Below are 20,746 nucleotides of genomic sequence, written 5' to 3' on the forward strand. Positions count from 1 at the left end.
TCATGGCATGCGGTGGCGCCAGTAGCGCGGATCATTCGCGCGTTCACACTTCAGCTCGGCCGGCGCCGGGCTCGCCCAGTGGGCGGCGCCGCAGCGCGGGCTGTCGACCACCTGCACGCCGCGTTCGACGTAGCGCGCCACCACCTCGGGCGCGGGGTGGCCGAAGCGGCTGCGGTAGCCGGCCTGCACGAGCGCGATGCGCGGGCGCACGGCGTCCAGAAAAAGCTCGCTCGACGAGGTCTTGCTGCCATGGTGCGGCACCAGCAGCACGTCGGCCGCAAGCCCGGGCGTTCGCGACACCAGCGCGGCCTCCTGCAGCCGTTCGATATCGCCCGCCAATAGAACCGTGGCACGGCCGTTGCCGATGCGCAGCACGCACGACACGGCATTGGGCCGCGTGAAGCCGAGGTAGTCGCTGTCGAAGGGAAACAGTACCTCGAAATCCACCCCGTCCCAGGTCCAGTGCTGCCCGGCCTCGCAGCGGCGCGCGGGGCGCAGCGCCTGCAGCGGGTGCCCGGCCTCGATGGAACTCAGCAGCGCCGCCTGCGGCTGCATGGCGAGCACGGCGGGGGCGCCGCCGGTGTGGTCGATGTCGCGGTGGCTCAGCAGGAGCATGTCAAGCCGCTCGCCCCGCGCGCGCAGCAGCGGCACGAGCACGCGGTGGCCTGCGTCGCTGTCGAGCCCGTAGCGCGGGCCGGCGTCGTACAGCAGGCTGTGCGTGGCGGTGCGCACGAGCACCGCGTTGCCCTGCCCGATGTCGGCGGCGAGCAGGTCGAACTCGCCCACCGCAGGTCGCGCTGGCTGCCACAGCAGCACCGGCAACAGCAGCGGCAGGCCGAGCGCGCGCATCGACCACGGCAGGCGCATCGCCAGCAGCACGCCGCCTGCCACGCCACCCGCAGCCAGCCACGCGGGTGGCGCGGCCATCGACAGCGTGGCGAACGGCAGGCCGGCGAGCGCCTGCAGCAACAGCGCGAACAGCTTCACGGCGCCAGCCGCCACGTCCCACAGCGGCGGCACCGCCACGCCGAGCATCGCCAGCGGCGTGATCACCAGCGTCACCCACGGGATCGCGATCGCATTGGCCACGAGCCCGACGGCCGACACCTGCTGGAACAGCAGCAGGCTCAGCGGCGCGAGCGCCAACGTGATGGTCCATTGCTCGCGAAAGAAGCGGCCCAGGCGCGTGAGCGCCCCCACCCGCCCCTCGCCCGGCACCGCCGTGGCGGAGGCGAACAGCACCGCCACCGCCACGAAGCTGAGCCAGAAGCCGGCCTGCAGCAGTGCCCACGGATCGGCGGCCACCACGACCGCCGCCGTCAGCAGCCAGACGTGCGGCCACGGCCAGCGCCGGCCCGTCAGGCGCAGCAGCGCCACGGCCGCGAGCATCCAGACCGTGCGCTGCGAGGGCACGCCCCAGCCGCTGAAGAGCGCATAGAGCGCGGCCAACAGCACGCCGCCGGCGAGCGCAGCCTGCTGCGCGGGAAGCCGCAGCATGAGCCGGCCGCTGCGCCGCCAGAGCGCGCCCACGACATGCGCCGCGAACCACGCGAACAAGGTGATGTGCAGGCCCGAGATCGACATCAGGTGCGCCACACCGGTGGCGCGGAACACGTCCCAGTCGGCACGGTCGATTGCGCCCTGGTCGCCGGTGACGAGCGCGGCGATCACGCCGGCCTGCCGCCGGTCGTCCACGCGGGCGAAGACCGCATCGCGCACGGCCTCGCGCGCCCGCTCGATCGGGTGCAGCCACGTCGTACCCAGCAAGCGCGGTGCGGTGTCGCGCGCCCCGGCCCGCACATGGCCCTGCGCATGCACGCCCTGCTCCCACGCCCACAGCTCGCTGTCGAAGCCATGCGGATTGAGGTTGCCGTGCGGCGCGCGCAGGCGCACGGTCAGTTGCCAGCGCTGGCCGGCGTGCACCTCGCCCACGATGCGTGCGACGGACGCACGCCGCTCGGCGGGCTGCTCCCACATCCCGCCGTAGTCGCCGTACCAGGCAAGCGCGATGCGTGACGGCACCGTCGGTGGCGCAGCGTCAGGCAGGGCCTCGGCCCACTGCGCCGTCTCCACGTCGAAACGGAAGCGCGTTCCGATCTCGCCGGGTTGTGGCATCTGCGAGACCACGCCCGTGAGCCGCAGGTCGCGTCCTTCGAGCGGCGGCTCCAGCGCCCCTTGCGCGTAAGCCGTGGCGCGCCATCCAGCCAGGCCCGCGCCGGCCATCGACAGCATCAGCACGATCAGCCGAGTCCCCCGCCACCGCCACCGCCACAGCAGCCATCCGCCGCCGAGCCCCACGAGCAGCAATGCGACGTAGACACCCGCCGCCCACAGCAGCGGCTGGCGCAGCTGCACCGCCGCGCCGAGCAGCGTACCGCCCAGCGCAACGAAGGCCCCCGACCCACCCGCGACAGCCTCGGACGCACGCCGCGACTGCCCTCCCGACACCCCGGAATCCATGATGCAAACCCTCCCCCAACCCACGCTCGATGGCGCGTTAATTGCTTGGCAACTGGGCTAGTATGCGTCTCACCAGAGACATCTTTTCGATGCAACCTCGCTGCACTGCACGCCCCTACGCATGTCCATCCACGCCGCACTCCACCACGTCACCCACTACACATACGACCGCCTGGTGCAGTTGGGCCCGCAAGTCGTGCGACTGCGCCCCGCGCCCCATTGCCGCAGCAATGTGATCTCGTACTCGCTGCGCGTCGAACCGGCCGAGCACTTCGTCAATTGGATGCAGGACCCGTTCGCCAACTACCAGGCGCGGCTCGTGTTCCCCGAGAAGACGCGCGAGTTCAAGGTCACGGTCGACCTCGTGGTCGAGATGGCGGTCTACAACCCCTTCGACTTCTTTCTCGAGCCGCAGGCCGAGAACTTCCCCTTCAAGTACACGGCCTCGCAGGCCGAAGAACTGGCGCCCTACCTCGTCACCGAAGAGCCCACGCCGCTGCTGCAGGCCTACCTCGACAGGATCGAGCGCAAGGAACAGCGCACCATCGACTTCCTGGTCGGCATCAACCAGCAGGTGCAGAAGGACGTCAGCTACCTCATCCGCATGGAGCCCGGCGTGCAGACGCCCGAAGAAACGCTCAGCAACGGCAGCGGCTCGTGCCGCGACTCGGGCTGGCTGCTGGTGCAGCTGCTGCGCCATTGCGGCCTGGCCGCGCGCTTCGTGTCGGGCTACCTGATCCAGCTCACGCCCGACGTGAAGGCCCTCGACGGCCCCAGCGGCACCACGGTCGACTTCACCGACCTGCACGCCTGGTGCGAGGTGTTCCTGCCGGGCGCCGGCTGGATCGGCCTGGACGCCACCTCGGGCCTGCTGGCCGGTGAAGGCCACATTCCACTCGCCTGCACGCCCACGCCGTCGAGCGCCGCGCCCATCGAAGGCGGCGTCGACGAGTCCGAGGTCGAGTTCAGCCACGAGATGAAGGTCACGCGCATCTACGAATCGCCGCGCGTCACCAAGCCCTACACCGAAGAACAATGGGCCGAGGTGCTCGCGCTCGGCGACGCGGTCGATGCACGCCTCGTGGCCGGCGACGTGCGCCTGACGATGGGCGGCGAGCCCACCTACGTGGCCACCAGCGACCGCGACGCGCCCGAATGGAACACCGACGCGCTCGGCCCCACGAAGCGCGGCTACGCCACCGAACTGGTTCACAAGCTGCGCGCCGAGTACGGCCAGGGCGGCTTCCTGCATTTCGGCCAGGGCAAGTGGTACCCGGGCGAGCAGCTGCCGCGCTGGGCGCTGTCGATCTTCTGGCGCGCCGACGGCCAGACGCTGTGGCACGACCCCGAGCTGTTCGCCGACGAGCGCTTTCCCACGCACTACACGAGCGAGGACGCGCGCCGCTTCACCACCGTGCTGGCGCACAAGCTGGGCCTCACCGAGCGCTACATCCAGGCCGGCTACGAGGACACCTACTACTACCTGTGGCGCGAACGCCGCCTGCCGGTGAACGTCGACCCCTTCGACTCCAAGCTCGACGACGAACTCGAACGCGTGCGCCTGCGCCGCGTGTTCACGCAGAAGCTCGACGCGGTGATCGGCTACATGCTGCCCATCGAACCCGGCAACGCCAACGGCGACACGCCCGCGCTCGCCGGCCCCGGCTGGAAGACCGGGCCCTGGTTCCTGCGCGACGACCGCCTGTTCCTGATCCCGGGCGACTCGCCCATGGGCTACCGCCTGCCGCTCGACTCGCAGCCGTGGGCCAGCAAGGGCGACTACCCCTACCTCATCGAGCGCGACCCGACCGCACCGCGCGCCGCGTTGCCCAGCGCGTCCGACTACCGCGCGCGCTATGCCACCGCCACCCCGGTGGCCGGCGCCGACCTGGGCGAGGTGCCCTACACCTTCGGCGCGCCACCCGTGGTGGCCGCGTCGCTGCGCATGCAAAGCCCCGGCGATGCGGCGAAGGGCGATGCAGCAGTTGCGGCTGATGCCGCCACACCCGCCACGCGCCAGCCGCTGCGCGGCGAATCGGCCCACTGGGTCACGCGCACCGCGCTGTGCGTCGAGGTGCGCGACCCGCGCCGCGCCAACGGCCCCGCGGCCGAGAAAAAGGGCAGCGCCTCGGGCGTGCTCTACGTCTTCATGCCGCCGCTGGCGCGCCTGGAGGACTACCTCGACCTCGTCGCCGCCGTCGAAGCCACCGCGCAGCAGCTCGGCGTGCGCATCGTGATGGAAGGCTATCCGCCGCCGCGCGATCCGCGCCTGAAGATGCTGGCCGTGACGCCCGACCCGGGCGTGATCGAAGTCAACATCCACCCGGCCCACAACTGGAAGGAACTCGTCGACCACACCGAGTTCCTCTACAACGCCGCGTTCGAGACGCGCCTGTCGGCCGAGAAGTTCATGACCGACGGCCGCCACACCGGCACCGGCGGCGGCAACCACTTCGTGATGGGCGGCGCCACGCCCGCCGACAGCCCCTTCCTGCGCCGTCCCGAACTGCTCGCCAGCCTGCTGCTGTACTGGCACAACCACCCGTCGCTGAGCTACCTGTTCTCGGGCATGTTCATCGGCCCGACCAGCCAGGCGCCGCGTGTGGACGAGGCGCGCAACGACCAGGTCTACGAACTCGAAATCGCGCTGAAAGAGATCGCCAAGAACCGCGAGATCTACGGCCAGAACATGCCCGCATGGCTGGTCGACCGCACGCTGCGCAACATCCTGATCGACGTGTCGGGAAACACGCACCGCAGCGAGTTCTGCATCGACAAGCTCTACTCGCCTGACTCCAGTACCGGCCGCCTCGGCCTCCTGGAGCTGCGCGCCTTCGAAATGCCGCCGCATGCGCGCATGAGCATCGCGCAGCAGCTGCTGATCCGCGCGCTGGTCGCCCGCTTCTGGGACGCGCCCTACCAGGCGCCCGTCACCCGCTGGGGCACCGAGCTGCACGACCGCTTCCTGCTGCCGACCTTCGTCAAGATGGACTTCGACGACGTCATCAGCGAGATGCGCCAGGCCGGCTTTGCCTTCGATGCCGACTGGTTCGCACCGCACTTCGAGTTCCGCTTCCCGCTCGTGGGCCAGATGCAGTCGATGGGTGTGGAGCTGTCGCTGCGCAACGCGCTCGAACCGTGGCACGTGATGGGCGAGGAAGGCTCGGCCGGCGGCACGGTGCGCTATGTCGATTCGTCGCTGGAGCGCATCGAGGTGCGCGTGACCGGCCTGAACGAAAGCCGCCACGTCGTCACCGTCAACGGCAAGGTGCTTCCGCTGCAGCCCACGGGCGTCACCGGCGAGTTCGTGGCTGGCGTGCGCTACAAGGCGTGGAACCCGCCTTCGGCGCTGCACCCCAGCATCCCGGCCCACGCACCGCTGACCTTCGACCTCGTCGACACCTGGATGAAGCGCTCGCTGGGCGGCTGCCAGTACTTCGTCGCCCACCCGGGCGGCCGCAACTACGACACCTTCCCGGTCAACGCCTACGAGGCCGAGAGCCGCCGCCACTCGCGCTTCACGCGCACCGGCCACACGCCGGGCCTGCTGCGCACGCCGCCGGCCACCATCGAGCTGCCGGGCAGCCGGGAGTTTCCGTTCACGCTGGACCTGCGGCGCTGAGGAACGAGGTGGGCTCTGTTCGCGCGGGGCGCTTATTGCTTGCCGCGCGCCTTCGGGGTCCAGTGGCCGTTGTTTGAGGTCACCGTCCGTGACCTCAAAACCGCCCACTCCTCGGGCGGGCGCTGCGCATGAAATCGGCCAGGAAGCGTTCGGCATTTCGCCGGATCGCTTCGCTTGGCGGGCCCCGGTGACGGTGATGTGACAATCTCCCCCCTGTGGAACCCCTGAACGAATCCCTGTTCGACGCCCAGGCCCCGGAGCATCCGGCGGCACTGGCGTCTTCGCTCGCGCCGGCGGCCCTGCCTGGGCATTTCGACGAATTGCGGGGACAAGCGACGCCCGCGGCGCCCTCGCGGCCGGTGTCGGGCGCGGCCCCGGCGCCCGCCGCGGCCCCGCTGCTGTACGACGCCGCCGAGGAGCGACCGGCTCCGTCGCAATCGCAATCCCAGTCACAGTCCTCCTCGCAATCACAGGCACAGGAACCTTCACCCTCCAGCGACCAGCCCCCGCTCACCCCCGCCTGGAACGCCTTCTTCGAACAGCTCGGCCCCGGTGGCATCAACGACCTGCCGCGGCGCGCGGTCAGCCTGGAGCGGCAGATCCGCGACAACGGCGTCACCTACAACGTGTACGCCGACGCCAACGGCCCGCAGCGGCCGTGGTCGCTCGACCTGTTTCCGCTGATCGTCTCGCCCGAGAGCTGGGCCCAGATCGAGGCCGGCGTGCAGCAGCGCGTGCGCGTGCTCGACCGCGTGATGGCCGACGCCTACGGCCCGCAGCAGCTGCTGGCCGAAGGCCTGCTGCCGCCGGCGCTGGTGCGCGGTCACCCGGGCTACCTGCGCGCGCTGCACGGCGTGAAGCCGGCGGGCGACACCTGGCTGCACATCGCCGCCTTCGACCTCGCGCGCGGCCCCGACGGCAACTGGTGGGTGGTCTCGCAGCGCACGCAGGCGCCTTCGGGCCTGGGCTACCTGCTGGAGAACCGGCTCGCGATCACGCGGCAGTTTCCGCAGGCCTTCGAGGCGCTGCAGGTGCAGCGGCTGGCCGCCACCTACAGCGCCATGATGGAAGGCCTGCAGCGCATGTGCCCGTCGGGCTCGCCGCCGCACATCGCACTGCTCACGCCGGGCCCGTACAACGAAACCTACTTCGAGCACGCCTACCTGGCGCGCTACCTCGGCCTGACGCTGGTCGAAGGCAGCGACCTCACCGTGCGCGACCAGCGCCTGTACCTCAAGACCCTGCAGGGCCTGCGCCCGGTGCACGGCCTCATCAAGCGGCTCGACGACCAGTTCCTCGACCCGCTGGAGCTGCGGCCCGACTCCACGCTCGGCGTGCCCGGCCTGCTGCAGGCGATCCGCGCGGGCAACCTGCTCGTGGCCAACATGCCGGGCTCGGCCTTCCTCGAGTCGCCGGCGCTGCTGGGCTTCCTGCCGGGGCTGGCGCTGCGGCTCATCGGTGAAAAACTCAAGCTGCCGGCGCTGCCGACCTGGTGGTGCGGCGAACGCGCCGCGCTCGAGGCGGTGCTGCCGCAGCTCGGCGAAAGCGCCATCAAGCCGACCTACCCCGGCTTCCAGGGGCGCTCCAGCTTCGACGCCGTGTTCGGCAGCCAGCTCGGCCGCCGCGAAATCGACGAATGGGCCGGCCGCATCGTGCGCGAGGGCGACGTCCACACGGTGCAGGGCTACCTGCCGCTGTCGCAGATGCCGACCTGGGCCAGCGACCTCGGCCCCGGCCACATCGCGCCGCGCGCGCTGATGCTGCGCGTGTTCGCGGTGAGCGACGGCCCGCAGTCGTGGCGCGTGCTGCCCGGCGGCCTGGCGCGCCTGGCGGGCCCCGATGCACAGATCGCCTCGATGCAGCGCGGCGGCAGCAGTGCCGACGTCTGGGTGCAGACGCACGGCGAGGTCGACCGCACCACGCTGCTGCAGCCGCACGCCACACCGGCCTCGCTCGCGCGGCACCGCGCACCGGTCACCAGCCGCGCGGCCGAGAACATGTTCTGGCTCGGCCGCTACACCGAGCGTGCCGAGAACGCGGTGCGCCTGGCGCGCCTCACGCTCAACCTGCTGGGCAGCGAAGACCAGTCCTCGCGCCCGCTGCTCGAATGGCTGCACCGCATGGCGGTGCGCAATGCGCTCGTGCCGGCCGAAGCGCCGAGCGCGCCGCAGTCGCGCCGCGTGTTCGAACGCGCGTTGATCGCCGAGCTGGGCGACGTCGACAACGGTGGCAGCGTCGGCTACAGCCTGCGCAGCATCCGGCAGGCCGCGGCGGCCGTGCGCGAACGGCTGTCGCAGGACAACTGGAACCAGATCGTGCGCGCCGAAAGCGACTTCCTGCGGCGCGCGGCCGAGCAGGCCGGCGAAGGCAGCTTTGCCGCCAGCGCCGCCTTGCGCGCGCTCGAATCCGCCAGCACCGCGCTGGCCGCCATGACCGGCGCGCAGACCGACCGCATGACGCGTGACGACGCCTGGCGACTGCTGTCGATCGGCCGCCACATCGAGCGGCTGGGCTTCCTCTCGAGCGCGCTCGAGGCCGGCTTCGCCAACGGCGCCGTGCACGAGGTGAGCGGCTTCGAGGCGATGGTGGCGCTGTTCGACAGCACCATCACCTTCCATGCCCGCTACCAGCAGCGCCGCGATGTCGCCACGCTGGTCGACCTGCTGGTGCTCGACGCCGAGAACCCGCGCTCGCTGGCCTGGGTCACGCAGACGCTGCGCGGGCGCATCGCGCGGCTCGCGGGCAGCGCGCCGGGCAAGCTCACGGCCCTGTCGTACGAGCTGCCCGACCCCGCCACCTGGACGCTCGAACACCTGTGCGCGGCCGGCCCCGGCGCCGACTACCCCGCGCTGGTCGAGCTGCTCGCCACCTGCGAGACGGCCGCGTACCACGTGTCGGACGCCATCGGCACGCGCTACTTCACGCTCACCTCGGAATCGCTGCGCTCAGTGGGCGCCTGATTCCACAGAGACACACAACGATATTTCGAAGGAGGCATTTCCATGTCCGGCATCGCCCTCAACCGCCGTCTCACACTGACCGCCGCCAGCCTCCTGGTCGGCCTCGCGCTCGCCGGCTGCGGCAAGCAGGAACCCGCCGCGCCCGCGGCCGCTTCGGCACCGCCGCCCGCTGCCGCGCCGCGCGTGCTGGTCGTGGGCACCGACGCGGCCTACACGCCCTTCGAATCGCAGAACGAAAAAGGCGAGGTCGTGGGCTTCGACATCGATGTGGTGAAGGCCATCGCACTGAAGGCCGGCATCGAGGTGAAGTTCGTCAACACGCCGTGGGAAGGCATCTTCAACACGCTCGAGCTGGGCGACCGCGACCTGCTGGTGTCGGCCATCACCATCACGCCCGAGCGTCGCCAGACGATGGACTTCTCGCAGCCCTACTTCGAAGCCCGCCAGCTCATCGCCGTGAAGAGCGATTCGACGGTCGCGAAGTTCGACGACATCAAGAAGCTCAAGGTCGGCGTGCAGAACGGCACCACCGGCGACGAGGTGGTGGGCAAGCTGCTGGGCAAGTCGAGCACCGACATCAAGCGCTTCGAGTCGACGCCGCTGGCGCTCAAGGAACTCGAGGCCGGCGGCGTGCAGGCCGTGGTGGCCGACAACGGCGTGGTGGCCCACTACCTGGCCAACAACCCGGGCGGCGGCTTCAAGACCGTGAGCGATGCCGGCTTCTCGACCGAGCAGTACGGCATCGCCGTGAAGAAGGGCAACGCCGAGCTGCTGGCGAAGATCGACAAGGGCCTGGCCGACATCAAGGCCGACGGCACCTACGCGAAGATCTACGCCTCGCACTTCGGCGCCGAGTCCAAGTAGACAGCGAGCCGCGCGATGCTGCTGCACGTCACCCACGAAACGCGCTACGCGTACGCGCCGGCGGTCGAGACGGCGCAGCACCTGGCGCACCTGCGCCCGCTGGCCACCGCCTCGCAGGAGCTCGTGAGCCACCAGCTCACGATCGACCCCGCGCCCGCGCAACGCAACGAAGTGCCCGACCTGTACGGCAACACGCGCGCCTTCTTCGCGCTCGAAAGCACGCACGACCACCTCATCGTCACGGCCGAAAGCGTCGTGAAAACGTCGGCACCCGTGCTCTCGCCCGCCGTGGCGCGCGAGCTGCCCTGGGAGACCGTGCGCGAGCGCTTCCGCTTTCGCAAGGACGCGCCCTTCGACCCCGCCTCGGAGTTCGTCTTTCCCTCGCCGTACGTGCCGCGTCACGACGACTTCGTCGCCTACGCGCGCGCCAGCTTCGTGCCCGAGCGTCCCACCTTCGACGTGGCGATGGACCTCACCGAGCGCATGTACCGCGACTTCGCCTACGACGCCGACAGCACCGAGATCAACACCCCCGCCGTCGAGGCCTTGGCGCAGCGCAAGGGCGTGTGCCAGGACTTCGCCCACATCCTCATCGCGTGCTTTCGCGCCATGGGGCTGCCGGCGCGCTACGTGAGCGGCTACCTGCTCACGCAGCCGCCGCCGGGCCAGCCGCGCCTGGTCGGCGCCGACGCCTCGCACGCGTGGGTGTCGGTGTATCTGCCCGGCGAGGGCGAAGGCCCCGAGAGCGTGGGCGACTGGGCCGACTTCGACCCCACCAACGGCCGCCAGCCCGGCGAGGACTACGTCACGCTCGCCATCGGGCGCGACTACTCCGACGTCTCGCCGATGCGCGGCGTGCTGCATGGCGGCGCGCGCCACACGCTGCATGTCGGCGTGACCGTGCAACCCGTGGGGGAAGTGGTGCAGCTGCCGGCGTCGGCGGCGCAAACACAGACACAATCACCCCCGTCATCGTCATCATCATCCCCAGATCAGGAGTCTCCATGAGCGTTTACGACAAGCTTTCCAGCCTCGGCATTTCCCTGCCCCCGGTGTCCGCACCCGCCGCCGCCTACGTGCCCTTCGTGCAGACCGGCAACCTCGTGTTCCTGTCGGGCCACATCGCCAAGAAGGACGGCAAGGTCTGGGTCGGCCAGCTCGGCGCCAACATCGGCACCGACGAAGGCAAGCAGGCCGCACGCGCCATCGCCATCGACCTGCTCGGCACGCTGCACGCGGCCGTGGGCGACCTGAACAAGGTCAAGCGCATCGTCAAGGTGATGAGCCTCGTGAACTCGGTCGGCACCTTCACCGAGCAGCACCTGGTGACCAACGGCGCCAGCGAGTTCTTCGCCGAAGTGTTCGGCCCCGAAAAGGGCGCGCATGCACGCAGCGCCTTCGGCGTGGCGCAGATCCCGATGGGCGCCTGCGTCGAGATCGAGCTGATCGCAGAGATCGGCTGATCTTCTTCAGGGCGGCTCAGCCTCAATGAATGAGCCGCCCTCCGTTTCCGATCATTGAAAGCGTCACTGGGTGCGGACGCACACCCGGATCGTCGCCACTCGACACCGGAATCCCCTCGATCTCACGCCGCAGCATCAGCTTCATGGCGTCCTGCATCGAGCGGCGCGGTGAAGCGGCCAGCGCCGAGCGCGCCGCCTCCACCGTCACCATCGCCACCACGTACCCTTCCAGCGAAAAATAGCTGAACTCGTCGCGGCCCATGTGGCTGCGCATGTCCTGCTGGTAGCGCTGCACCAGCGGCGAGGTCGCCAGCCGCGGGTTGGGCATGACCTGCGAGATCACGGTGCCGCGCGCCGCCGGCCCCACGCTCTTGGCGAGCACCTCGCCGTTGACGATCGAGAGCATGTACGGCGTCGGCCGTGCCACGCCACTTTCTGCCGCCAACCCCGACAGCAGCTTCACCCCACATGGCGTCACGCACAGCGCGAACAGCGCATCGGGCTTGGCCGCGCGCACGCTCGCGGCCAGCGCGGCGCCGTCCATCTGCGCCAACGCCACGCCCTGCTGCCCCACGAGTTCGATGCCCGCGCCGCGCAGCGCGATCTCGAGCGCGGCAAACGCATCGCGCCCCAGCCCGTCGTCCTGCCAGACCGCGAACACGCGCCGCTGCCGCACCGACACGGCCTGCGCGACCAACTGGCGCACCTCGTCGGCGTAGCTTGCGCGCAGGTGGTAGATGAGCGCGCGCTGCGCGCCGTGCAGCGCCGACGCGCCGGTCATCGCGCCGATCAGCGGCGTGCCCGCCTCGCGCATCGTCGGGTAGGCCGCGTCGATGTGCGAGGTGCCGGCCGACAGGCCCAGCGCATCGACCTTGTCCTGCACCACGAGCTGGCGGATGTTCTGCGTGTGGCGCTCCACCGAGTAGCCGTCGTCCAGCGCGCGCCACACCAGCTTGTGGCGCCCGAGCAGGCCCTCGCGCTGCACGCGCGCCAGGTAGGCGTCGATGCCGTCCTTCACGTTGCGCCCGGCCTCGCCGAGCGGCCCGCTCAACGGCAGCGACTGCCCCACCACGATCTCGTCGGCGCGGCCCGGCAGGCCCAGGCACAGGAGGAGCAGAGGCGCAAGCCAGCGGTAGACCATCGTCGTGTCGTCCTTGCCGGCGTCGCCGGCCGTGGGGCAGCCTGAAGCAGGCGGGCCCCGATCTTGGCGGCGCACCATGCGCGGCGGCCATCGGACATTTCCGGCCGGCGCTACGGGGAACCCTGCTGCTCGCAAACCCTCGGGCGCGGCCGTGCGGCGCGGCCCGCGACCTATCATGCAGCGCGCCACCGCCCGCCCCCATGACAGCACCCGCCCGCGAGAGCCTGCAGGACATGCCCTTCGACACCATCGTCGAACAGGCGGTGGCGGGCATCTACGTGATCCAGGACGACCGCTTCGTCTACTGCAACGCGACCTGGGCCGCCATCGTGGGCTACACCGCAGAAGAAATGACCGGCATGTCGCTGGCCGAGATCGTGCCGCCCGACTTCGTGGAAGTCGTGCGCTCGCGCATCCGCATCCGGCTGGCGGGCAATCCGCCGAGCATGCACTTCATCACGCGCGGCCTGCACCGCGACGGGCGCGTGCGCTTCGTCGAAGTCCACGGCTCGCGCATCGAGCACCGGGGCCGTCCGGCCGTGATGGGCGTGGGCGTGGACGTGACCGACCGCGTGCGCAACGAGGAAGAACGCCAGCGCTCGCGCGAGCAGCTGCAGGCCCTGGCCGCCTACACCGCCAACAAGCTCGAGGAACAGCGGCTGGCGCTGTCGCGCGACGTGCACGACGTGCTCGGCGGCATGCTGACCTCGATCAAGATGGACGCCACGCGCATCCAGCGCCGCGCCGACAACCCCGAGGTGCAGGCGCTCACGCAGGGCCTGATCGCGCTCACGCAGCAGACCATCGACACGGTCAAGCAGATCTCGGAGGCGCTGCGCCCCAGCGCGCTCGACCACCTCGACCTGTCGGTGGCGCTGGCCCATGAGCTGCTGGCCTTCACGCGCCGCTCGGGCGTGCTGCATTCGCTGGACACCGACGCGCCCGCGCTGCGGCTCGCGCCCAAGCAGGCCACCGCCGTCTACCGCATCTTCCAGGAAGGCCTGACGAACGTCCTGCGCCACGCGAAGGCGCAGCGCGTGGACGTGCGGCTGCGCGTGGACGGCGAGCGCCTGCGGCTCGCGCTGCACGACGACGGCTGCGGCTTCGACCCCGACGCGCCCGAGGGCAGCGCGCTGGGCCTTCTGAGCATGCGCGAACGCGCGCGCGAGATCGGCGGCGAGCTGCACATCCACGCGGCGCCCGGCGCGGGCACGCGGCTGGCGCTGAGCGTGCCGCTGCTGCAGCCGGAGAGCGGCCCGGCATGATCGACATCCTGATGGTCGACGACCACACGATCTTCCGCTCGGGCCTGCAGCGGCTGCTGCTCGACGAGACCGACCTGCGCACCACCGCCGAGGCCGGCAACGGCGCCGAGGCGCTCGAGCTGGTGCGCCAGCGCCGCTTCGACGTGGTGCTGCTGGACATCAACATGGAAGGCCGCAACGGCCTGGAGGTGCTGGCCTCGATCCGCGCGCTGCAGCCCGCGCTGCCGGTGCTCATGCTGTCGATGTACGCCGAGGAACAGTACGCGCTGGTCGCCATCCAGGCCGGCGCGCGCGGCTACATCGCGAAAGACGCGGAGCCCGCCGAGCTGGTGCGCGCGATCCGCTGCGTGGCGGCCGGCGGCCAGTACCTGAGTGCGCGCGCCGCCTCGCAGGTCAGCGGCCAGCTCGAAGGCCGCGACGACCGCCCCGCGCACCAGCGGCTCACGGTGCGCGAGCACCAGATCATGCTCATGATGCTCAAGGGCCTGTCGCTCACGGCCATCGGCGACGAGATGCTCATCAGCGTGAAGACCGTGAGCACGCACCGCAGCAACATCCTCGACAAGCTGGGCGTGGCCAGCACGGCGGAGCTGGTGCTCTATGCCGTGCGGCACGGGATCATCCAGTAGCTGGCTCTTTCAGGAAATCAGCGGGTACCGTTGCGCAGCGGGTCGACCGAATCGGGCAGCGCGTTGAAGTCGATCTGCTGGAACAGGAACTCGCGCTGCTGCGGCGACAGCAGCGAGTAGCGCGGCCAGAAGAACAGGTAGTCGTCGGCCGACATGCGCGGCTGGTTGTCGAAGACCATGCGCTTGCTGCACAGCAGGCACACGAAGTTGGTCCAGTTGTTCCAGGTCGTCTGGCCGTCGAACATGCGGCTCGGTGCACCGTAGCGGGCAAAGCTCGCCGCGTGGCCGATGAACTTGTCCGACAGCGCCTTGCGGCTGCTTGCGTTCGCGCCGCTCCAGGCAAAGCGCATGAAGTTCGGCTCGTCGGTCACGAAGTTGCCGAACAGCGCCGCCACGTCGATGCCGTGGAACGCGCCGAAGGTGTCCTTCCAGGGCTGCGGCGTGTCGTCCCAGTTGTAGTTGTAGCGGTAGATGTCGCCGTTCTGCAGGCGCAGCACGCGGATCACGTTGTCGATCACGTTGTCCAGCGCGTAGCTGATCACTTCATGCGTCTGCGTGTAGATCGGCCGGAACTCGGGCTTGATCAGCTGGTTGAAGGTCACGCTGCCGGGCGCCGCGTAGTTGGTCAGGTTCCACAGCTCCTGCTGCGAGGGCTGGCCCATGCCGAACAGGAAGGCGAAGTACGAGCCCTCGTCGTGCGTGGAGCCGATCATCAGCGGCATCTTGTTGTAGTTGCCCGCCAGCAGGCCGGGCAGCCCGCTCGCGCGGATCACGGTGCCGTCGGTGAAGTGGCCCGGCACCACGGGGCTGGGCGTGAACTTCATGATCTGCGCCGCGCTCGCACCGCGCAGCAAGGCGGCGATGTCGGCGGCGCTCATGGTCAGGCGCTGCGCCGCGGCCTGCAGCGTGGTCGAGGCGCGGCCGGTGTCGACCAGCAGGTTGTCGATGAGCGAGTCGGCCGCCAGCGTGCCCACCACCGGCGGGTACGCATTGGGCACGCCCGACATGCACAGTGCGCGGTGGAACTTGCCGTCGGCCAGTGGCGACTGCAGCAGGCCCCAGGTGTTGATGCAACCGGCCGACTGGCCCGCCACCGTCACCTGCCCCGGGTTGCCACCGAAGGCGCGCGCGTTGGCCTTCACCCAGTCGAGCGCGCGCACGAGGTCCAGCGTGGTGAAGTTGCCCGAATCGTCCAGCGCGTTGCCGGTCTTCATGGCCGGGTGGTTCAGCCAGCCCAGCATGCCCATGCGGTACTGCACGGTGACCACCACCATGTTGGCCTTCTGCGCCAGGTAGGCGCCGTCGTAGGCCGGCTCGCGCGCCGAGCCCTTGGTGTTGCTGCCGCCGTGGATCCAGAAGAACACCGGCAGGTTCTCGGCGCTGGAGTTCGGGCGCCACACGTTCAGGTACAGGCAGTCTTCGGTGCCCACGGGCTGGCCGAAGGTGGCCGGGTCGGGCTCGCCGAAGGGGTTGCCGACCTGCGCGCACATGCCGGCCAGCGTGGTCGCGGCACGCGCGCCGCTCCACGGCTGCGGCGGCTGCGGGGCGCGCCAGCGCAGGTTGCCGACGGGCGGCTGCGCGAAGGGAATGCCCAGGAAGGCGTGCGTGTTGTTGGCCGCGACCTTGCCGTAGATCTGGCCGGCGTCCAGCGTGCGCGTGAGGCTCTGGTTGTAGGCGGCCAGCGCGGGCGCCGCGAGCATCGCGAGCGCCCACAGGACGGTGGTGCGAAGCAGCAGGCGAACGAGGCCTGCGAGAGAACGGGAGCGGTGCATGGTGGTTGTCTCCTCGAGGTGGATGCGGCGGGCTCTGACGGCCTCGGTCATGCATCGATTCTCGTGAGCACCCTGCCCCGCCCGCCTCGGTGTCATCGCAGGGGGGCGGCAAGAATCCTCCGATTGACATCCGGCCCGCAAAGGGCCATGCAACGCTTGGCGGCTGCTACTTGCGCTTCCAGCTCGCCACGGTGATGTACACGCCGGTTTCCTTCGCGTCGCGCAGGCGCACGCTGTAGCGGCCCGCGCCGTCGGTGCCGTTGAAGACGACCTCGCGGCCCTCTTCGTCCAGCGTCGCGCCCTTGGCGAGTTCGCGGTAGACGTCGACCAGCTTGGCGATCGGCTCGTAGCTGCGCAGCGTGACCTCGGCGTCGGGCAGCCGCGCCTCGGGGCGCTGAGCGCTCTGGTAGGCCGTGCGCATCGGCAGGCCGGCCAGCCCCTTGGGCAGCACGATCTTGCCGGCGCTGGCGGTGCTGTTCACCTCGGCCGTCTGCACCAGCAGCGGATGCAACGACGCCGGGAAGCCCGGCGGCAATTGCTCGGCGCGCCAGCCCGGCACGCCCGGCTGGCCGGTGATGTATTCGACGCTGGCGATCTTCTGCGCGGCGGCCACGTCCGCCGGATCGTCGCTGTCGGCCATGGCCGCGAGGAACGAGGGCAGTTGCTTGCTCCAGGCCACCAGCGGCGCGGCGTCGGCCTGGCTGGCACCGGCACGCTGGAAGACCGACAGCACGGTCTGCGGCAAGGGGTTGCACACCTTGGGATCGTCGCGCTTGGCAGCCGCGCGGCAATGGCCGTTGACCAGCCCCACCGCCTGCACACGGCCGTCGGCGTCGATCAGCATCGCCGCGCGCTCTTCACCATGGCCGCCGCCGCCGACCGAGGCGATCACCTGGCGGCCGTCGGGCCACACGGTGCGCGTGACGTCGAACTTCGAGCGCATGCCTTCGAGCAGCTGCTGCGCGATCAGCGTGTCGGGCTCGGTGTAGCTGCCGCGCGCGTAGCCGACCAGGCCGATCACAGCGCTGCGGATGCGCGTCTGCTCGCTGAGGCGCAGCGTGGGCGGCGGCAGTTCGGTCGTGACGGGCGCGGCAGCGTCCTGTGCATGGGCTGCGGACGCGCAGGCGAACACCAGCGACGCGAGCGCCGCCGGAATCAATGTCTTCTTCATTCGGAAATTTCCACTTCGATGTTCGTGATCGCGGGCATGTCGCGCGGGACCGTCGTGCTGACGGAGAAGCTCAGGCCGTTGCGGCTGCCGGCGATGAAGCCGTCGCTGGACTCGATGTCCTTCAGCGGCGGCGACAGCTGCTTGTAGAACGCCAGCACCTGCTGTGGCGTGTCGACGGTCTGCAGGCGCAGCACGCGCTTGGCCTTGGCGTCGCTCAGTGCGTCCTGCGCGGTGCCGTAGATCAGCGCCTTGGGGTACAGCGGCACTTGCGCGGAGAAGGCCTTGTTGGGCCGCACGATGGGACGCGCCGTGGTGCGCGCGGCGTCCATCGTGACGTACTCGGTCGTGGCGATCTTCTCGCCCACGCCCTCGCCGCCCTGCATGCGGTCGGGAACCTGCTGGCTCCATGCGACCAGCGATTGCGCCTTGGTGCGGTCGAGGCCGGGGCGCAGGAAGACCGAGAGCACCGCGTGCTGGTCGTCGAGGCAACCGCTCGACGACGAGTCCTTGCCGCAGCTGCGATGCACCAGTGCGGCGGCCAGCACGTCACCGCTGCGGTCGTCGACCAGCACGGCCGCGCGCTCGCCGCCGTCGTAGGGTCGGCGGTACGACGAAAGCAGTCGTTGGCCGTCAGGCAGCGCCTGCTGCTTGCGGTCGGGGCGCGAGGCCAGGCCCGAGATCAGCTGCTCGGCCAGCAGGCCTTCGGGCCAGTAGTACGAGCCCGACGCCATGCCCGCGAAGCGCGTCACGGCAAGGTCGAGTGCGGGGGCTTGGGATGTTTCCGGGGCGCGCTCGTGATGCGGCACGAGGACCAGCTGGGGTGTCGCGGTTTGTGCGACGGCGCCGAGGGAAGAGAGGAGAAGAAAAGCGAGGAAAGCGGAACGCGGTCGAAGGTGAGGCATGCAAGAAAGAAAACGAACGATGCGGCTTGCCCGATGTTTGCGGACAAGTGTGTCGTTTCATTCTAGAAGGCGTTCATTGCCAAAACGCATCGCACCTCATCGCCGCGACGAACGTCTTAGGGTGTGACCGCGAGCTTCGAACACAGCAGCCGCATCGCGGCACCGATCGGCGCGATCACCGGCACTTCGAAGCGCGGCGCGAGCGCGAGTGCGGCCTGCCCGAGCGGACCGCCGCCGATGATCACGGCCTGCGCGCCGTCGTCGTCGATGCAGCGTTGCACGGCCTGCGCCAAGGCCTCTTCGAGCGCCTTCGCATCGGCCGCGAGCGCGCGCGGATCGCCTTGCGTGAGGCGGATGCCGCTGAACTGCGCGCCCAGCCCGAGCGCGGCGGCGCGCGCTTCGATGGGCGCCACGAGGTCGGGCGTGACGGTAGCGATGCCGAAGCGCCGCCCGCCCTCGCCCGCCGCGAGCATCGAGGCTTCGGCGATGCCGACCACGGGCACGCCGGCTTCGCGCCGCAGCAGCGCCACGCCGGGGTCGCCGAATGCGCTGACGATCACGCCGTCCCAGCCCTCGCCCGCCGCCGCGCGCCACACCTTCTGCACTTCGAGCGCGGCCGCGTTCAGCTCGTCTTCGTTGACGATCATCGGCGGGCCCTGCACCGCCGTGCGGCCGGTCACGCGGCAACCGGCGGGCGCTTCGGCGGACGCGATGCCGACCATCATGTCGGTGGTGGCGACGGAGGCGTTGGGGTTGATGAGCAGGATGTCGGGCATGCGGAAAAACGCTTTCTTTGGAGATCGTTCGGTGCGTGGCTCAGTTCGAGCGGGCCAGCGTCGCGCCCGGTGCGCGGTCTTCGGCCTCGGCCTCACCGGGCAGCGGCAGCGCATCGGGCGACTGGCCGTAGGTCTCGGGCACGCACTGCACGCTGGCGACGAACACCGCGTACATCGCGGCGGCCAGGCCGAACACGCCGACCAGCCCGAAGCTGTCGAACAGGCGGCCCGCCACCAGCGGCATCAGCGCGCCGGCCGCCGTGCCCGTGGCGAGGATGAAGGCCGTGCCGAAGGCGCGCACGCGCGTCGGGTACAGCTCGGGCGCAAAGATCCAGATGGTGGTGTTGAGCAGCAGCACGAAGAACTGGAACACCGCGCCCGCAATGAGGATCACGACGATGCTCTTGGCCACGAAGCCGATGGTCAGCGCCGCGAGGCAGGCGCACACGGCGCCGGCCGTCAGCACGCGCTTGCGCGGAAAGTGAAAGCCCAGCAGCGAGGCCGCGATGGCGCCCAGCAGGCTGCCGCCCTGCATCACCATCGTGAACAGCAGGCTCTTGGACATGCTGTAGCCCAGCGTCACGAGGATGGTCGGCATCAGCGTGAGCACCGAGATCTGCGCGCCATAGGTCATCCAGATCGTGATGCACAACGGCACCGTGCGCCGCGCCAGCGCGCCGCGGAAGATCTCGGTCACGCGCACCTTCGGCCGGGCGGCCTGCGCGAGTGTGCCGTCGTCGGTGATGTATTGCTGGGGCGCCGCTGGCTTGCCCGACAGCTTCCCCGAGGCGAGGCGCGACAGCACCGCGTTGGTCTCCTTCACGCGGCCCTGCGACAGCAGGAAGCGCGGCGTCTCGGGGATGTAGCGACGGTAGAAGGCGCCCAGCAGCGCCGGCACCATGAGGCAGGCGAACAGCCAGCGCCAGGCGTTGTCGCCCGGGAACATCCAGAACACCAGCAGGCCGAAGCCCGGTGCCAGGAAGTTGCCCAGCCCGCCTGCGCCCACGTTCACCATCCCCACGGCCGTGCCGCGGAACTTGGTCGAACAGAACTCGGCCAGCATGGTCACGGCAATGGCGATCTCGCCGCCCAGCCCGAAGCCCACGACCGCGCGGCCCAGCGCCATCACCGTGAAGTTGGGTGCCATCGCGCAGATGCCCGCGCCGAGCGTGAACAGCAGCAGGTCGATCGACAGCATCACGCGGCGGCCGTAGCGGTCGGCGATGAAGCCCGAAATGATCCGTCCGATGGCCGCGCAGGCGAAGGTGACGGTGTTCAGGAAGCCGATGTCCGACGCGCTCAGCCCCCACTGCTCGCGCAGCATCGGGCCGACGATGCCCACCGCGTTCTGCTCGAAGGCATCGAACAGGCAGCCGATGAGGATCAGGAAGATGATCGTGTGGTGCGAGCGCGTGACGCCGACGGTGTCGAGCGCGCGATCGAGCTCCGCGACTCGGGGCGAGTCGGGCCCGGAGGAGAGTGCAGGTCCAGCCATGGAAAAACCCCTTGAGAAGGAATGAAGTGCTTGCTTGCGCGGTGCAGCCCGGTGTCGCGGATCGCATCGTAGGCCGCATCGCGCCTGAATGGCATATGGATTTCACCTACTTTGAATAGTTGAAATTCAAATTTCATTCAATTGCGAGCGTTTGCAAGCTTCATGCCGGGTGGTTTTCGGGCCTGGAAGACGGGTTCTCCGGGGTCGGGCTGGAAAGAGCCGCGCA

14 protein-coding genes are annotated in these 20,746 nt (G+C 70.0%); 7 read left to right on the plus strand and 7 right to left on the minus strand.

Features of this window, described 5'->3' with window-relative positions:
- Complete coding sequence (locus tag AC07XP_RS09885) at positions 1-2,460, minus strand: DNA internalization-related competence protein ComEC/Rec2 (protein ID WP_495264536.1); 2,460 nt, start codon at positions 2,458-2,460, stop codon at positions 1-3.
- Positions 2,461-2,581: 121 nt separating this feature from the next.
- Here AC07XP_RS09885 and AC07XP_RS09890 point away from each other — a divergent pair, with 121 nt between their 5' ends.
- The 5 genes from AC07XP_RS09890 to AC07XP_RS09910 all read left to right on the plus strand — a co-directional run bounded on the left by AC07XP_RS09890 (position 2,582) and on the right by AC07XP_RS09910 (position 11,369).
- The gene (locus AC07XP_RS09890) at positions 2,582-6,082 is read left to right on the plus strand and encodes a transglutaminase family protein (protein WP_495264537.1); all 3,501 of its coding nucleotides are present in this window, start codon (positions 2,582-2,584) and stop codon (positions 6,080-6,082) included.
- Between the two features lie 215 nt (positions 6,083-6,297).
- Positions 6,298-9,042, plus strand: a complete 2,745-nt coding sequence (locus tag AC07XP_RS09895; protein ID WP_495264538.1) for a circularly permuted type 2 ATP-grasp protein — start codon at positions 6,298-6,300, stop codon at positions 9,040-9,042.
- A 42-nt stretch (positions 9,043-9,084) separates the two neighbouring features.
- A complete protein-coding gene (locus AC07XP_RS09900; RefSeq protein ID WP_307583858.1) occupies positions 9,085-9,906 on the plus strand; it encodes a basic amino acid ABC transporter substrate-binding protein in 822 nt (273 codons plus the stop codon).
- 15 nt (positions 9,907-9,921) lie between these two features.
- On the plus strand, positions 9,922-10,914 hold the full coding sequence (locus tag AC07XP_RS09905; protein WP_307694111.1) for a transglutaminase family protein: 993 nt from the start codon (positions 9,922-9,924) through the stop codon (positions 10,912-10,914).
- Complete coding sequence (locus tag AC07XP_RS09910) at positions 10,911-11,369, plus strand: RidA family protein (protein WP_062476784.1); 459 nt, start codon at positions 10,911-10,913, stop codon at positions 11,367-11,369. The genes AC07XP_RS09905 and AC07XP_RS09910 overlap by 4 nt, the downstream gene beginning before the upstream one ends.
- Positions 11,370-11,391: 22 nt before the next feature.
- Here the strand turns inward: AC07XP_RS09910 and AC07XP_RS09915 are convergent, their stop codons facing one another.
- Positions 11,392-12,588, minus strand: a complete 1,197-nt coding sequence (locus AC07XP_RS09915; RefSeq protein ID WP_495264539.1) for an ABC transporter substrate-binding protein — start codon at positions 12,586-12,588, stop codon at positions 11,392-11,394.
- Positions 12,589-12,710: 122 nt separating this feature from the next.
- On the opposite strand from AC07XP_RS09915, the gene AC07XP_RS09920 reads away from it, so the two are divergent.
- Entirely contained in the window at positions 12,711-13,775 is a 1,065-nt protein-coding gene (locus AC07XP_RS09920; protein WP_495264540.1) for a sensor histidine kinase, read from the plus strand.
- Positions 13,772-14,404, plus strand: a complete 633-nt coding sequence (locus AC07XP_RS09925; RefSeq protein ID WP_062476788.1) for a response regulator — start codon at positions 13,772-13,774, stop codon at positions 14,402-14,404. The genes AC07XP_RS09920 and AC07XP_RS09925 overlap by 4 nt, the downstream gene beginning before the upstream one ends.
- A 17-nt stretch (positions 14,405-14,421) precedes the next feature.
- On the opposite strand, the gene AC07XP_RS09930 is transcribed toward AC07XP_RS09925, so the two are convergent.
- From AC07XP_RS09930 to AC07XP_RS09950, 5 genes are all read right to left on the minus strand, one after another.
- Positions 14,422-16,176 (minus strand): carboxylesterase/lipase family protein, encoded by a 1,755-nt coding sequence (locus AC07XP_RS09930; protein WP_495264541.1) that lies wholly within the window; start codon positions 16,174-16,176, stop codon positions 14,422-14,424.
- A 166-nt stretch (positions 16,177-16,342) separates the two neighbouring features.
- Entirely contained in the window at positions 16,343-17,347 is a 1,005-nt protein-coding gene (locus tag AC07XP_RS09935) for a hypothetical protein (protein ID WP_495264542.1), read from the minus strand.
- A complete protein-coding gene (locus tag AC07XP_RS09940; RefSeq protein WP_495264543.1) occupies positions 17,344-18,096 on the minus strand; it encodes a hypothetical protein in 753 nt (250 codons plus the stop codon). Before AC07XP_RS09940 ends, AC07XP_RS09935 begins: the two co-directional genes overlap by 4 nt.
- A 269-nt stretch (positions 18,097-18,365) precedes the next feature.
- Positions 18,366-19,025 carry an aspartate/glutamate racemase family protein gene (locus AC07XP_RS09945; protein ID WP_495264544.1) on the minus strand — a complete coding sequence of 220 codons (660 nt, stop codon included), beginning with the start codon at positions 19,023-19,025 and terminating at the stop codon, positions 18,366-18,368.
- 40 nt (positions 19,026-19,065) lie between these two features.
- The gene (locus AC07XP_RS09950; RefSeq protein ID WP_495264545.1) at positions 19,066-20,520 is read right to left on the minus strand and encodes an MFS transporter; all 1,455 of its coding nucleotides are present in this window, start codon (positions 20,518-20,520) and stop codon (positions 19,066-19,068) included.
- Positions 20,521-20,746 lie beyond the last annotated feature (226 nt).

This window comes from Variovorax sp. GW531-E2 (assembly GCF_059423125.1).